The 12,539-nt window shown below is 70.0% G+C and carries 15 protein-coding genes; 7 read left to right on the top strand and 8 right to left on the bottom strand.

The window, feature by feature from the left end:
- Positions 1 to 14: 14 nt before the first annotated feature.
- The 4 genes from rny to ABN273_RS18245 form a co-directional block, all read right to left on the bottom strand.
- Complete coding sequence (rny, locus tag ABN273_RS18260) at positions 15 to 1,637, bottom strand: ribonuclease Y (protein WP_349450089.1); 1,623 nt, start codon at positions 1,635 to 1,637, stop codon at positions 15 to 17.
- 399 nt (positions 1,638 to 2,036) lie between these two features.
- Positions 2,037 to 2,951, bottom strand: a complete 915-nt coding sequence (locus ABN273_RS18255) for a phosphotransferase family protein (RefSeq protein ID WP_349450088.1) — start codon at positions 2,949 to 2,951, stop codon at positions 2,037 to 2,039.
- An 81-nt stretch (positions 2,952 to 3,032) separates the two neighbouring features.
- Entirely contained in the window at positions 3,033 to 3,548 is a 516-nt protein-coding gene (locus ABN273_RS18250; protein WP_349450087.1) for a GNAT family N-acetyltransferase, read from the bottom strand.
- 207 nt (positions 3,549 to 3,755) lie between these two features.
- Positions 3,756 to 4,193, bottom strand: a complete 438-nt coding sequence (locus tag ABN273_RS18245; protein ID WP_349450086.1) for a hypothetical protein — start codon at positions 4,191 to 4,193, stop codon at positions 3,756 to 3,758.
- Between ABN273_RS18245 and ABN273_RS18240 the strand changes: the two genes are divergently transcribed.
- The 5 genes from ABN273_RS18240 (at position 4,187) to ABN273_RS18220 (ending at position 8,040) form a co-directional block, all read left to right on the top strand.
- Positions 4,187 to 4,336, top strand: coding sequence for a hypothetical protein (locus tag ABN273_RS18240; protein WP_349450085.1), 150 nt, complete (start codon positions 4,187 to 4,189; stop codon positions 4,334 to 4,336). The genes ABN273_RS18245 and ABN273_RS18240 overlap by 7 nt on opposite strands.
- Before the next feature lie 217 nt (positions 4,337 to 4,553).
- Entirely contained in the window at positions 4,554 to 4,808 is a 255-nt protein-coding gene (locus ABN273_RS18235; RefSeq protein WP_349450084.1) for a response regulator transcription factor, read from the top strand.
- A 97-nt stretch (positions 4,809 to 4,905) separates the two neighbouring features.
- Positions 4,906 to 5,799 (top strand): ABC transporter ATP-binding protein, encoded by an 894-nt coding sequence (locus tag ABN273_RS18230; RefSeq protein WP_349450083.1) that lies wholly within the window; start codon positions 4,906 to 4,908, stop codon positions 5,797 to 5,799.
- The gene (locus tag ABN273_RS18225; protein WP_349450082.1) at positions 5,800 to 7,359 is read left to right on the top strand and encodes an ABC transporter permease; all 1,560 of its coding nucleotides are present in this window, start codon (positions 5,800 to 5,802) and stop codon (positions 7,357 to 7,359) included.
- A gap of 417 nt (positions 7,360 to 7,776) precedes the next feature.
- Positions 7,777 to 8,040 carry a hypothetical protein gene (locus ABN273_RS18220; protein ID WP_349450081.1) on the top strand — a complete coding sequence of 88 codons (264 nt, stop codon included), beginning with the start codon at positions 7,777 to 7,779 and terminating at the stop codon, positions 8,038 to 8,040.
- A gap of 131 nt (positions 8,041 to 8,171) precedes the next feature.
- Here the strand turns inward: ABN273_RS18220 and ABN273_RS18215 are convergent, their stop codons facing one another.
- Complete coding sequence (locus tag ABN273_RS18215; RefSeq protein WP_349450080.1) at positions 8,172 to 8,615, bottom strand: regulatory protein RecX; 444 nt, start codon at positions 8,613 to 8,615, stop codon at positions 8,172 to 8,174.
- Between the two features lie 1,082 nt (positions 8,616 to 9,697).
- Positions 9,698 to 10,786 (bottom strand): recombinase RecA, encoded by a 1,089-nt coding sequence (gene recA, locus ABN273_RS18210; protein WP_349450079.1) that lies wholly within the window; start codon positions 10,784 to 10,786, stop codon positions 9,698 to 9,700.
- Positions 10,787 to 11,291: 505 nt separating this feature from the next.
- On the opposite strand from recA, the gene ABN273_RS18205 reads away from it, so the two are divergent.
- On the top strand, positions 11,292 to 11,564 hold the full coding sequence (locus ABN273_RS18205) for a hypothetical protein (RefSeq protein WP_349450078.1): 273 nt from the start codon (positions 11,292 to 11,294) through the stop codon (positions 11,562 to 11,564).
- Here ABN273_RS18205 and ABN273_RS18200 read toward each other — a convergent pair.
- A complete protein-coding gene (locus tag ABN273_RS18200) occupies positions 11,561 to 11,755 on the bottom strand; it encodes a DUF3046 domain-containing protein (RefSeq protein WP_349450077.1) in 195 nt (64 codons plus the stop codon). The two genes, ABN273_RS18205 and ABN273_RS18200, sit on opposite strands and share 4 nt — an antisense overlap.
- 44 nt (positions 11,756 to 11,799) lie before the next feature.
- On the opposite strand from ABN273_RS18200, the gene ABN273_RS18195 reads away from it, so the two are divergent.
- Complete coding sequence (locus ABN273_RS18195; protein ID WP_349450076.1) at positions 11,800 to 11,994, top strand: hypothetical protein; 195 nt, start codon at positions 11,800 to 11,802, stop codon at positions 11,992 to 11,994.
- 36 nt (positions 11,995 to 12,030) lie between these two features.
- On the opposite strand, the gene ABN273_RS18190 is transcribed toward ABN273_RS18195, so the two are convergent.
- Positions 12,031 to 12,519 carry a VOC family protein gene (locus ABN273_RS18190; RefSeq protein WP_349450075.1) on the bottom strand — a complete coding sequence of 163 codons (489 nt, stop codon included), beginning with the start codon at positions 12,517 to 12,519 and terminating at the stop codon, positions 12,031 to 12,033.
- Between the last annotated feature and the right edge of the window lie 20 nt (positions 12,520 to 12,539).

Genomic DNA, 12,539 nt, shown 5'->3' with positions numbered 1-12,539 from the left:
CGCCGGCACAGCGCCTACCTGGCGAACTCGGTGGCCCTGGACTCCCGCACCACGGTGATGCGGATCTGGCCGGGGTAGGTCAGCTCCTCCTCCACCTGCTTGGCCACGTCGCGGGCGATCACCTGCGCCTGGATGTCGTCGATCGCGTCCGGCTTGACCATGACCCGGATCTCCCGCCCGGCCTGCATGGCGAAGACCTTCTCGACGCCCTCGTACGACTGCGCGATCTCCTCCAGTCGCTCCAGGCGCTTGACGTACGCCTCCAGGGACTCGCGGCGGGCGCCGGGCCGGCTGCCGCTGATCGCGTCGGCGGCCTGGGTGAGCACCGCCTCGACGGTGCGGACCTCGACCTCGTTGTGGTGCGCCTCGATGGCGTGCACCACGTCCTCCTCCTCGCCGTACCTGCGGGCGATCTCCGCCCCGATCAGCGCGTGGCTGCCCTCGACCTCGTGCGTGAGCGCCTTGCCGATGTCGTGGAGCAGGGCACAGCGCTTCATCAACGCCTGGTTCATCTTCAGCTCGGCGGCCATGATCCCGGCGATGTGCGCGGACTCGATCAGGTGCTTGAGGACGTTCTGCCCGTACGACGTCCGGTACCTGAGCTGCCCGAGCAGGAGCGTCAGCTCCGGATGCATGTCGGTGATCCCCAGCTCGACCAGGGCGTCCTCGCCGGCCCGCGCGCACAGGTCCTGCACCTCCTGGCGGCTGCGGTCGTGCGCCTCCTCGATGCGCTGAGGGTGGATGCGCCCGTCCAGCACGAGCTTCTCCAGCGTCAGCCGGGCCGTCTCCCTCCGCACGGGATCGAAACACGACAGCAGCACGGCCTCCGGAGTGTCATCGATGATCAGATTTACGCCGGTCGTGGATTCGAAGGCCCGGATGTTCCGCCCTTCGCGCCCGATGATCCTGCCCTTCATCTCGTCTCCGGGCAGGTGCAGCACGCTGACGACCGACTCCGCCGTCTGCTCCGCCGCCACCCGCTGCACGGCCAGCGTCACGATCTTGGTGGCGCGCTTCTCACCTTCCTTGCGGGCGTCGCCCTCGATCTCCCTGACGATCAGCGCGGCCTCGCGCTTGGCCTGGTTCTCGATCTCCTTGACCAGCTCGGCCTTGGCCTGCTCACCGGTCAGGCCGGCGACCCGTTCCAGGATGACCCGCCGCTCCTGCTCGACCTGCAGCAGCTCCTCGCGCCGGTCCGCCAGCTCGACCTCGGTCTCGCCCAGCTTCCTGTCGCGCTCGGACTGCCGCCTGGCCTCCTCGTCCAGCCGCTGCTCCCGCTCGGCCAGCCTGGCCTCCCGCCGCTCGAGGTCGGCACGTAGCTCCTTGAGCTCGGACTTGAGTATCCGGCTCTCCTCTTCCACCTCCCGCCGCATCTGCGCGGCGCTCTCGGCGGCGGCCTCCGACCTGCGCAGGATCTCCTCGGCGTCGGTCTCCGCCTTTTGGCGGATCTCCCGCGCCTCCTCACGCGCCTGCTCGAGCTCTTCGTGTACGGCCTGCACCTGCTCGGGGCTGGGGCTGGGCTTGCCCACGCGTGGCGAGTCGCCTGAGGTGCGCCGTATGACGACGAGGAGCGCGACGATCATCCCGAACGCGAGCACGAGCACCGCCACCATCAGCACCACGACCAGCGGCCCCATGTGCGCCCCGCCCTCCTCGCGTCGTCAACACCTCATTAACGCGGCCACAAACGGGAGGGGTCACAAGCGCGCCACGAACAGCCCGGCGGGCGTCAGGATCGATATCCAGCCAAGACTGACCGGGCGTCGACTCGTAAAGCCGACACCTCGCCCGCCTCGATCAATCAACCTCGTTCGTCCGACTTTCACCGGTATGGCAATCCGCGCTGCGCGGAGTAACTCCTCACTGCCGTCGAGGTTATGCGTCGAACAGGTCACGAGCAAGCAAACGCGTCATCAAGCGTGTCTTACGGGCTTGCATCTCCACACTCTGCCCCATATCCCCCATTACTGCCCGAATTGCCCCTCTTGGGGCCTGCGAGCTTGGAGTGAGTGGGGCTTCTTGGAGAGAGCCGGGCTTCACCGTTCCAGGTGCTCGCACAGTTCCAGGACGCGCTCCACGGCGGCGTTCGCCCGGACGGGGTCGGGGGATTCGGCGAGGAAGACGAGGGCGAGCATCACGGCGGCGTCGAGGCGGCACAGCAGCTCCAGCGGCCCGGTCTCGGGCGGGGGCTCGGCGTGGAGCTCGTAGCCGGTGCGTAGCGCCACGAGGTCGACCTGATTCTCCGGGAGTCTGGCGAACTCCCCCAGGCGTCCGAACTCCAGAGCGGGATGGGCCAGGACGGCGTTGGACCAGTCGAGCAGCGCGCGGACCTCGCCCTTGTGACAGCGCACATTGGCCCTGCGCACGTCGAGGTGGAGCAGGCAGCCGTGACCCAGCGGCGCGGCGATCGGGAGCAGCCGGTCGGCGGAGGGCGCCGGCGGCCAGTCGTCCGTGAGGCGGCCGATCTCGTTCCAGCGGCGCAGGATCCTGCCGACCAGCAGCCGGGGCGCCGTCGACCGTCCGGCGGCGACAAGACGCAGTCCGGGCAACAGTTCGGGCAGCGGGAGCGCGTGGAGCCTGGCCAGGAGACCGCCGAGCAGGAAGGAGTCCAGCTCCGATCCGTCGTCCTCCACGTAGCGGCTGACCAGGATGTCCGGCTCGTCGAAGGTCTCGCCGAGGATCAGGGTGACGGGCTCAGCGACGGGGAGCCCGTGGTCACGCAGCAGGCGGGCCAGCCGGTATTCCTGCCGCAGCAGGGCTCGAGTGTCGACCCGGGGATCGTTGACCGTGGAGTCGAAGCGACGCTCGGCGACGCGGATGGCGACCGGATCCCCGCCGTTGCCCGGCTCGGCGAGGAAGACCGAGAACTCCAGGCCACGCCCGAGCGGCTCGACACGCGTGAACCCGCGCTCGGCGAGGCGAACGCCCAGGTCACGCCTATGGCCTGCCATGAGCTCCTCCATCTGGGCCGCGACCGTCCGGCTGGCGATTCAGGGGATCGGCGGGGCATGCCGCCGATCCCCTGAGGGTGGTTACCGCTGGAGCGGCGGTGTGGCGACGTATCGGGCCGTGTTCTGCTCAGCGTCGGTGTGCGATCGCTGGAAGCCGGCCTTTTCCAGCACCCGGATCGAGGCGGGGTTCGACAGTTCCACGTTGGCGTGGACCGTGTGGACCCCCGGTGCGGTGAAGGCGAACTCGGTCAGGGCACGCGTGGCCTCGGGGGCGTAACCGCGCCCCCGGCGAGAGGCCACGATGCCGTACCCGATCTCCAGGGTGCCGTCGCTGGGCGGCCAGAACAGGCCGATCGAGCCGACCACCAGACCGCTGTCGCGTTCGATGATCTGGCGGTGGCCGTACTCGTCCAGCCACGTGGGGTGCTCGGCGAACAGGCCGACGATGACCTGGTCCCCCTCGGCGGGGAAGTCCTCGGCCCAGTGCGCCAACCGGGCACCGTCCAGAACGACGCTGACTTCGGCCGCGGGCCATGACCGCAGGATGAGGCGGTCGGTGGTCAGATCGGCATCGGTCACCGGAAAGAGAGAAGACATGTGAGACTCCTGGTCGATGGAACGACCCGGGCCGCGCGCTAGTCTCGCGCGGACCGGACAAGGGCATGCTGATAACAGCTGCTGGCAGCCATATTCATCAACCTCCCTCGTCACGTAGCCATCAGGCGTCTCTTACGCCGTCGGTGATACTAGCAGCCGCTGCCAGGCCAGGCGATCGGATCGCTCTGCGCTGGAGGTCGCGGGGTCTCAGGACGAGGGTGCCAGATCGCGGCGGCGCAGGAACGCCAACCCCTCCGTGGCCAGGGTGACGGCCACCGCGACCAGCCCCAGCACCCACCACTGGTCGCCGGCGTAGGGCTTGCTCAGCCGGACCCAGCCGAACGGCGTCAGCCACGCGAGCCAGCCGATGCCGCCGGTGTCGGCCAGCGAGCGCAGCGCGAACAGCAGGCCGCCGATGGCGATCGCCAGGCCGCGCGCCGTACCGGACGACGCGGTGAGCTGCGCGGTGACCGCGGCCACGGCCGCGAACGCCCAGCCGCCCGCGGCGCTGGACAGCCCGAACAACGCCGAGGAACCCGCAGGCAGGCCATTGCCGACCAGGGCGGGCACCGACAGCAGGCCCAGCAGCAGGTTGGCGGCCAGCACGACCGCGAGCGCGGCGGCCAGCGTGGCGGCCGATGACACCCGACGACAGCAGCTCCCGTCGGCCGGCCTCTTCCCCGACCCGGGTGTGCCTGGTCACCAGCAGGATGCTGATCAGCCCGCCGATCAGCGCCGCGGACGAACCGAGCGTCCAGGCGGTCAGCCCGCCGACGCTCGCGTCGTAGATGGGGCCGCGCGTGGCCAGCTGCGCGGGGTTGCTCATCGTGGCCGCCGCGAAGGCCTCACGGCCGGCCTGGTCGGCATACAGGGCCGTGGTGGAGGAGGCGATGCTCGCCGGCAGCAGCGCGCTGATCGCTATCCACACCGGCAGCAGCACGCGGTCCCTGCGCAGAATGAGCCGGATCAGCACCCAGGTGCCAGTCATCTGGCGGCTCCCTCATAGTGCCGCAGGAACAGCTCCTCCAGCGTCGGCGGCTGGCGGCCGGCGAGAGCTCCGCGCCGGCCACGCCTGACCTGCTCGCTCAGCTCACACCTCAAGAGCTGCAGGTCGTACGGCTGGCCGCGACCGGCGCGACGAACAAGGAGATCGCCGCGCAGCTGTTCCTCAGCCCCAAGACGGTCGGGCACCACCTCTACCGCGCATTCCCGAAGCTGGGCATCTCGACCCGGACGGAGCTCGCCCGGCTGCCCCGGTAGGGACGCCAATTAGGGCACATGCCCGATACCCCGGCAAGATCCGCACTTCTACCGTCTTGTCCTGCGACAACAACGCAAGACGAGGAGTGTGGCAGCGATGGAGCTGGCCATCGAGGTGGCGGGACTGGTCAAGTCCTTCGGCCGGGCCCGGGCGCTGGACGGGCTGGACCTGACCGTGCGAGCCGGGGAGGTGCACGGCTTCCTGGGGCCGAACGGAGCCGGCAAGTCGACCACGATCAGGACCCTGCTGGGCCTGCTGCAGGCGGACTCCGGCACGGCCACACTGCTGGGCGGCGATCCCTGGCGCGAGGCGACGCAGCTGCACCGGCGGCTGGCCTACGTGCCGGGCGACGTGAGCCTGTGGCCGTCGCTGACCGGCGGCGAGGTGATCGACCTGCTCGGCAAGCTGCGCGGCGGCCTGAACGCGAGCCGCCGGGCCGAGCTGCTGGAGCGCTTCGAGCTGGACCCGCGCAAGCGGGCCAGGACCTACTCCAAGGGCAACCGGCAGAAGGTCGCCCTGATCGCCGCCTTCGCCTCCGACGCCGAGCTGCTCATCCTCGACGAGCCGACCTCCGGGCTGGATCCGCTGATGGAGGCGATCTTCCAGCACTGCGTGGCCGAGGAGAAGCAGCGCGGCCGTACCGTCCTGCTGTCCAGCCACATCCTGTCCGAGGTCGAGGCACTGTGCGACCAGGTGACGATCATCCGCCGGGGACGGACGGTGGAGTCCGGGACCCTCGCGCAACTGCGCGGCCTGGTGCGCACCCGGGTCACCGCCGACCTGGCCCACGAGCCGAACGGCCTGGCGCGCATGCCCGACCTCCACAACGTGCGGGTGGCCGGCAACCGGATCGAGTTCGAGGTCGACCAGACGCGGCTCGACGCGGCGCTCGCCGAGTTGGTCCGGGTCGGCGTGCGCAACCTGACCTGCCAGCCGCCCTCGCTGGAAGACCTGTTCCTTCGTCACTACGAGTCCGAGGCAGTGAAGTAAATGAACGGCACCTGGATCCTGACCAAGCTCATTCTGCGCCGCGAGCGCTTCATCGCCCCGGCCTGGCTGCTGCTTGTGGCCACGCTGGCCGCCGGACAGGTAACCCGATACGCCGAAATTCCCGATATTTCGTCTTTTGCGCAGGAAATGGCGGCCAACAGGGCGCTGACCGCCTTCGCCGGCGAGGTCTTCTCGCCCACACTCGCCGGCATGGCGGTCTGGAAGAACGCCGACGCCATCTACACCATCCTCGGACTGATCATGATCCTCACCGTCATCCGGCACACCCGGGGCGATGAGGAATCCGGCCGCGGCGAACTGGTCGGCGCAGGCGCCGTCGGCCGCCTCGCCCCGCTGACCGCCGCGCTCGCCGTCGCCTGCGGCTCCGCCGTACTGGCCGGTCTGATCACGGCCGCCGCCATGGTCAAGGTGGGCGCCGACGCCGCCGGCTCCCTCGCCTTCGGCGCCGCCATCGCGGCGGCCGGCATGGTCTTCGCCGCGATCGGCGCCCTGGCCGCCCAGCTCACCCAGACCGCGCGCACCGCGATCGGGGTCGCCGGGCTGGGCCTGGGCCTCAGCTACACGCTGCGCTTCGTCTCCGACGGCAGTGGCTTCACCGTGCTCAAGTGGCTGTCCCCGCAGGGCTGGTCGCACCTGGTCAAGCCGTACGGCGCCAACGACCTGGCCGTGCTGCTGCTGAGCCTGGCCTGCTCCGCCGCCGCGATCGCCCTGGCCTGCCGGCTGCGCCTACGGCGCGACCTCGGCCACGGCCTGATCCCGGAGCGCCCGGGTCCGGCCGGATCGGTACGGCTGCACAGCTCGCTGAGCCTGGCCTGGCGCCTGCAGCGGGGCCTGCTCGGCGGCTGGACCATCGGGTACGCGGTCGCCGGCCTGGTCTTCGGCGCCCTGGCCGCCTCCATCGAGGAGGTCGCCCGCCAGGGGGCCGCGGTGCAGGAGTTCTTCCGCCGCTACACCGCCTCGCCCGAGGCCACCATGACCGACGCCTACCTGTGGCTGATCGTGCTCAGCCTCGGCTACGTCTCGGCCCTCTACCCGCTGCTGACACTGCTGCGGCTACGCACCGAGGAGACCTCCGGCCGAGCCGAGCTCCTGCTGTCCACCCCCGTCCACCGCCTGCGCTGGGCCGCCGGCCACCTGCTGTTCGCGCTGGCAGGCAGCGCACTGATCCTGCTGGTCGCGGGGCTGACCATGGGCCTGATCGCCGGCTCGCCCGGCAAGGTGCTCGCGGGCGCTCTCGTCCAGATCCCCGCCACGTGGGTCATGGCCGGGGTCGGCATCCTGGCCTTCGGCCTGCTCCCCAAAGGGGCGGCGGCGATCTCGTGGGCGGCGTTCCTGTTCGTCAACCTCTTCGGCGAAGTGCTAGGACCGATCTTCGGCATCGACTACTGGATCGCCAAGTACTTCGTGCCGTACCCCAACCTGCCCATGGTCGTCTCCGGCGAACCCTTCACCGCCACACCCACCGCGATCATGACCGGCCTCACCGCAGTTCTCACCGCCGCCGGCCTCACCGTCCTGAAGCGCAGGAACCTCACCTGAGCCCGTACTGCTTCCACCGGGGGATCCCGCCCGATGATTCGATCACCGGGCGGGATCGCGCACATATCGAAATCCCCCGAATCCTCCATACCCGAGCCGATCGCCATTTCGACCGGGCCGCCAGAGCGGCTGGACGCCGCACCAGCTCCGACATTCGGCACTCACTTCCGAGGCCGGGCACGGTGTCGATCCAGCATGGGACGCGAGTTCGGATGGCCGACCACTTTCGCCCCTGTCAACCGGTCCGGCCGCGCCGCGTGACCGAGGACACCTGGACGGGCGGAGCGGCTCGGGCCCGACCTTGCCCATCCGCTGGACCTGCACGCTGGTGACGGCCTCGCCCCACTCGGCAGTGAGGAAACCGGTAGGAGCACGTGCCCCACCGAATCCGAACCCGCAGCCTTCTGGGAGGTGACCATGACCCTGGCCAGCCTCGGGCTGACCGCCGGGCAGGAACGCCTCTACCGCTACCTGCTCCGCCAGCTGCGCGCCGACCTGGACCGCGCAGCCGCCGATGTGCACATGCCGGAAGCCCACGCCGTGCTCGCCGAACTCGTCGCTCTCGGCCTGGTCGACGGCACGCTCACCGCGGTCCCCCCAGCCGCCGCCGTCGACCTGCTGGCAATCGCCAGGCGCGGGTGGTGGCCCAATGACCGAAGGTGCGGGGTGGACGACCGGTGAGCTGTTCCACGGTGGGGTGGACAGTGCTCTCGTCGATGGGGAGCCGGGAGCCGGGAGCCGGGAGCCGGGAGCCGGGAGCCGGGAGCCGGGAGCCGGGAGCCGGGAGCCGGGAGCCGGGAGCCGCGGGGAGGTTACGGGAAGTCTTCCTCCACGTCGATGCCCTCCGCTTCGAGCGCCTCGCGGATCACGCGGAAGGCCAGGCCCGCGGAGTAGCCCTTGCGCGCCAACATGCCCGCCAGCCGCCGCGTACGGGCCTGCGGGTCGAGCGATCGGGTGGAGGCGAGCTTGCGCTCCACCAGCCGCCGCGCCGTCTCCGCCTCCTGGTCGGGATCCAGCCGCTCCACTGCTTCCTTGACCGTGTCGGTGTCCACACCCCGATGTCGCAGTTCAGCGGCGAGGGCGCGCTTGGCCAGGCCCCGGCCGTGGTGCCGTGAGTCGACCCAGGCCGCGGCGAACGCCTCGTCGTTGATCAGGCCGAGCTCGGAGAAGCGGCTCAGGACTGCTTCGGCGGCCTCGTCCGGCACGTTACGTTTGCGCAGGGCTTCGGCGAGTTGGGCGCGCGTCTTGGGCGCCATGGTGAGAAGGCGGAGGCAGATGGCCCGAGCCACCGACTCCGGATCCGCGTCGCGCCCACCTCCGGAACCGCTTTCACCACCCCGCCCAGACCGACCGGCACTCTCGCCATCCCGCCCAGACCAAGCGCCACTCTCACCGCCCCGCCCAGACCGACCGGCACTCTCGCCATCCCGCCCAGACCAAGCGCCACCCGCATCGCCTCGCCCAAATCCGCCAAGGCTCTCGCTGTCCCACCTGGATCCGGCAAAGCTCTCACCATCCGGCGCGAACCCGGCAGCGCCCTCGGCATGCGGCCCGGCCCCGGTGCCCAGCCCTTCGGATGGCCAGTCTCGCTCTCGTGCGCCCTTCCCAGACCGCCGGCTGGATCGGCCCGTTCGCCGCCCTCGGCCCGCCCGCTTCTGACCAGCCTTTCCGCTGCCCGGCTGCTCCTCCGCAAACCAACTGCTCCCCGCCAACACCTCGGAATGCCACCCAGCGCCCTCCTCACCAGAGAGCACGGTGTCATCACCAGCACGCCCGTACGCCACCGCCTGACCACTGGACGCCGCCGTCTGGTGGTCGCTTGTGATCCGGCTCGTCCGAGGCTCGTCGGCCGTGGCCTCGCCGTTGTCGCTGAACCGGCCGCGCACCAATGCCGGAGAGTCGGCCGTACCTGCTTGGGAGCCATCCGCCCCAGGCTGGGCACCAGCCATCCCAGGCTGGGAACCAGCCGTCCCAATCAGGGAACCATCCGCCCCGGGATGGGAGTCCGCACTATCGGGCAGGGAGTTGGCCACCCCGAGCTGAGAGTCTCCAGTGCCAGCCTGCGAATCGTCCGTGCGAGGCTGGGAACCGGCCGTGCCGGCCTGAGGGTCGACTGTGGCGGGCTGGGGGTCGGGGGGTGGGGTGGAGGCGCGTTGGCGGGCGCGGTGATCGCGCCACTCGTCGACCGATGGCCAGCCGTCCGTGGACGAGCGGGCCAGGTCGCGGCCCCAGGACGGGGACGGCGGAGGGGGGCCGGGCCGGGCGCCCCGGGATTGGGGCGCCTGTGGCCGGTCTGGGTCACTCATGGGGTGGACGGGGTCACTCATGGGGTGGGCGATCAGACGTCACCCGGCTTCGGGGTGGACTTCGAGCCGCGGCCGGAAGGAGCGGCGGCCGGGGCGGGGGCTGCGGCTTCGGCGGGGGCGTCGAGGCGGGGGCCCACGCCCAGCTTGTCCTTGATCTTCTTCTCGATCTCGTTGGCCATGTCGGGGTGGTTCTTCAGGAAGTTGCGGGCGTTTTCCTTGCCCTGGCCGAGCTGGTCGCCCTCGTACGTGTACCAGGCGCCGGACTTGCGGACGAAGCCGTGCTCCACGCCCATGTCGATGAGGCCGCCCTCGCGGGAGATGCCCACGCCGTAGAGGATGTCGAAGTCGGCGACGCGGAAGGGCGGGGCCATCTTGTTCTTCACGACCTTGACCCGGGTGCGGTTGCCGACCGCCTCCGTGCCGTCCTTGAGGGTCTCGATGCGGCGGATGTCCATCCGGACCGAGGCGTAGAACTTGAGCGCCTTACCGCCGGTCGTCGTCTCGGGGCTGCCGAACATGACGCCGATCTTCTCGCGGAGCTGGTTGATGAAGATGGCGGTGGTGCCCGTGCTGTTGAGCGCGCCGGCGACCTTGCGCAGGGCCTGGGACATGAGGCGGGCCTGGAGGCCGACGTGGCTGTCACCCATCTCGCCCTCGATCTCGGCCTTGGGCACCAGCGCGGCCACCGAGTCGATGACGATGATGTCGACGGCGCCGGACCTGATCAGCATGTCGGCGATCTCCAGCGCCTGCTCGCCGGTGTCGGGCTGGGAGACCAGCAGGGCGTCGGTGTCGACCCCCAGCTTCTTGGCGTATTCGGGGTCGAGGGCGTGCTCGGCGTCGATGAACGCCGCGATGCCGCCGGCCCGCTGGGCATTGGCCACCGCGTGCAGGGCGATCGTGGTCTTACCCGAAGACTCGGGGCCGTAGATCTCGACGATGCGGCCGCGCGGCAGGCCGCCGATGCCGAGGGCCACGTCAAGGGAGATCGACCCCGTGGGGATCACCTCGATGGGAGCTCGGGCGTCGTCGCCCAGGCGCATCACTGAGCCCTTGCCGAACTGTCGCTCGATCTGAGCGAGGGCGGTCTCGAGGGCCTTCTCGCGGTCGTTGATAGCCATGGGAACTCCCCCTGGAGGGTCGTGGTCCGATCAGTCGAGTGAAAGCTACGGCCTGCCACCGACATTTTCTGCGACTGCCGGGGAAGACGTGGCCCGGCGGAGTCAATCGTAGCCGAACGGCTGTTCGATCACAGCAGGAACACGCAGGTCGCCGTCAAGCTCCCGTGTTCGGGGAGGTGAGTCGTCCTTCTTCCTCGCCGGGGCAGTGTGCCGGGCCTGTGCACTGGGGGTGGTGCACTCGGGGCGGTGCACCGGTGCCGTGCCGGGCAGTGTGCCGGGCCTGTGCACTGGGGGTGGTGCGCTCGGGGCGGTGCACCGGTGCCGTGCCGGGGCGCTGTGCCGGGCTTGTGCGCTCGGGCGGTGTGCCGGGGCGGTGTGCCATCGGTCGCCTGCGAGCCCCCTCCGTATCCTCACGAACACGCCCGGCCGATGTTGGTCTCCAACGTGTTGCACGCGCGGTGAGCTGGGGAGACTCACTGCAGGGGCGAGGGGTCGGAGGTGGCGAGTGGCGAGCGGCTACACCAGGGAACGACGCACCCGTCTTGAGGCGCTCGCCGAGTTGCTCCCCCATCATGGCCTGGTCAGCCGCATGGTAGGCACCGAGGATCCGGTGTTGTGGGTCTGGCACCCGCGCACCGGCCGCCAGACGATCATCTTCGCCACCCCGTCGCACCGCGGATGGTTGTTCCTGTGGTCGCCCGGCGGGCAGGGCAGCGCGGACGAGTTGGAGCTCACGGCCGCCACGCTGCGGCAGACCCTCGACATGGCGCAGACTTAGCGCAGCTTGGGCGAGACGTTCTCCACCTGGCAGACCGCGCGCCAGACGGTCTTGGCGCTCTCACCGTCGGCCAGCGCCTGCATGACGGTCCGCCCGCCGAGCGGCGCGAGCACGTAGTCGCGCGCCCACGATTCGGCGTACGTCTCCCCGAAATGAGCGTTCATCCGTCTCCAGAACTCCGTCAGGCGCATGAATCCAAGTATGGAATCGCCCGGGGCGTGGGTAAGACATCCCCATGCCAAAGACCCCCAAGTCTTCACCCCCGAAGACAGCCAAGACGAAGGCCAACAGGGCCAAACGCCGCCGGCTGCTGCTCGTGCTGCGCCTCGCCGTACAGAAGGAGAAGGCGGAGCGATCGGAAAGGCATGCCGGCATCAGGCAGGCGCCCCGTGCGGGCAAGCCCCGCACGCGCCGGCCGTCGCGACGCTAGGGCGTCAACGAGCGTCGAACCATCGTCGAACCGCGGTCACAGCACACGTGAGCCGTACATCTCACCGAGATGGTCGGCGAGCAGCTCCAGCCGGGCGCCGTCGGGGTCCTTGAAGTAAATGGAGGCGCCGCTCTCTATCTGGTGCGGCACGCCGGCCATCTCCAGCTTTCCGCGCAGACGTTCCCACGTGGCGGGGTCGACGGAGATCGCGACGTGGTGCAGCCCGCCCAGCACCTCCTGGTACGGCCCCAGGTCGAGCCCGGGGAAGTCGAAGAACGCGAGCAGGTTGCCGTTGCCGATGTCGAAGAAGAAGTGGTTCGAGCCCTTGTAGTCGCGGTTCTCGATGATCTCGGTGAGCGGAAACTCCAGAAGCTCCTGGTAGAACTTGATGGTTCGTTCCACGTCCGACGAGAGCAGGGCCATGTGGTGCAGGCCGCGCGCGCTGCTCGATGGCCGGTGCGGTAAGACGTAACGCCGCCTGAGCTCCGCACGGCGGGCTTCGATGGCCGCATAGTCGATGGTCACGGTCGCTGTATGTCCGCCAA

Source organism: Nonomuraea sp. B19D2 (assembly GCF_040137845.1).
Taxonomy (GTDB): Bacteria; Actinomycetota; Actinomycetes; order Streptosporangiales; family Streptosporangiaceae; genus Nonomuraea.
This window is presented reverse-complemented; position numbering and strand designations above follow the sequence as displayed.

What these genes read in the sequence shown, in the direction of transcription:
- rny (WP_349450089.1), bottom strand. Translation starts at nt 1,637, where the DNA reads ATGGGGCCGCTGGTCGTGGTGCTGATGGTGGCGGTGCTCGTGCTCGCG.
- ABN273_RS18255 (WP_349450088.1), bottom strand. Translation starts at nt 2,951, where the DNA reads ATGGCAGGCCATAGGCGTGACCTGGGCGTTCGCCTCGCCGAGCGCGGG.
- ABN273_RS18250 (WP_349450087.1), bottom strand. Translation starts at nt 3,548, where the DNA reads ATGTCTTCTCTCTTTCCGGTGACCGATGCCGATCTGACCACCGACCGC.
- ABN273_RS18240 (WP_349450085.1), top strand. Translation starts at nt 4,187, where the DNA reads ATGACACCCGACGACAGCAGCTCCCGTCGGCCGGCCTCTTCCCCGACC.
- ABN273_RS18230 (WP_349450083.1), top strand. Translation starts at nt 4,906, where the DNA reads ATGGAGCTGGCCATCGAGGTGGCGGGACTGGTCAAGTCCTTCGGCCGG.
- ABN273_RS18225 (WP_349450082.1), top strand. Translation starts at nt 5,800, where the DNA reads ATGAACGGCACCTGGATCCTGACCAAGCTCATTCTGCGCCGCGAGCGC.
- ABN273_RS18220 (WP_349450081.1), top strand. Translation starts at nt 7,777, where the DNA reads ATGACCCTGGCCAGCCTCGGGCTGACCGCCGGGCAGGAACGCCTCTAC.
- ABN273_RS18215 (WP_349450080.1), bottom strand. Translation starts at nt 8,615, where the DNA reads ATGGCGCCCAAGACGCGCGCCCAACTCGCCGAAGCCCTGCGCAAACGT.
- recA (WP_349450079.1), bottom strand. Translation starts at nt 10,786, where the DNA reads ATGGCTATCAACGACCGCGAGAAGGCCCTCGAGACCGCCCTCGCTCAG.
- ABN273_RS18200 (WP_349450077.1), bottom strand. Translation starts at nt 11,755, where the DNA reads ATGCGCCTGACGGAGTTCTGGAGACGGATGAACGCTCATTTCGGGGAG.
- ABN273_RS18195 (WP_349450076.1), top strand. Translation starts at nt 11,800, where the DNA reads ATGCCAAAGACCCCCAAGTCTTCACCCCCGAAGACAGCCAAGACGAAG.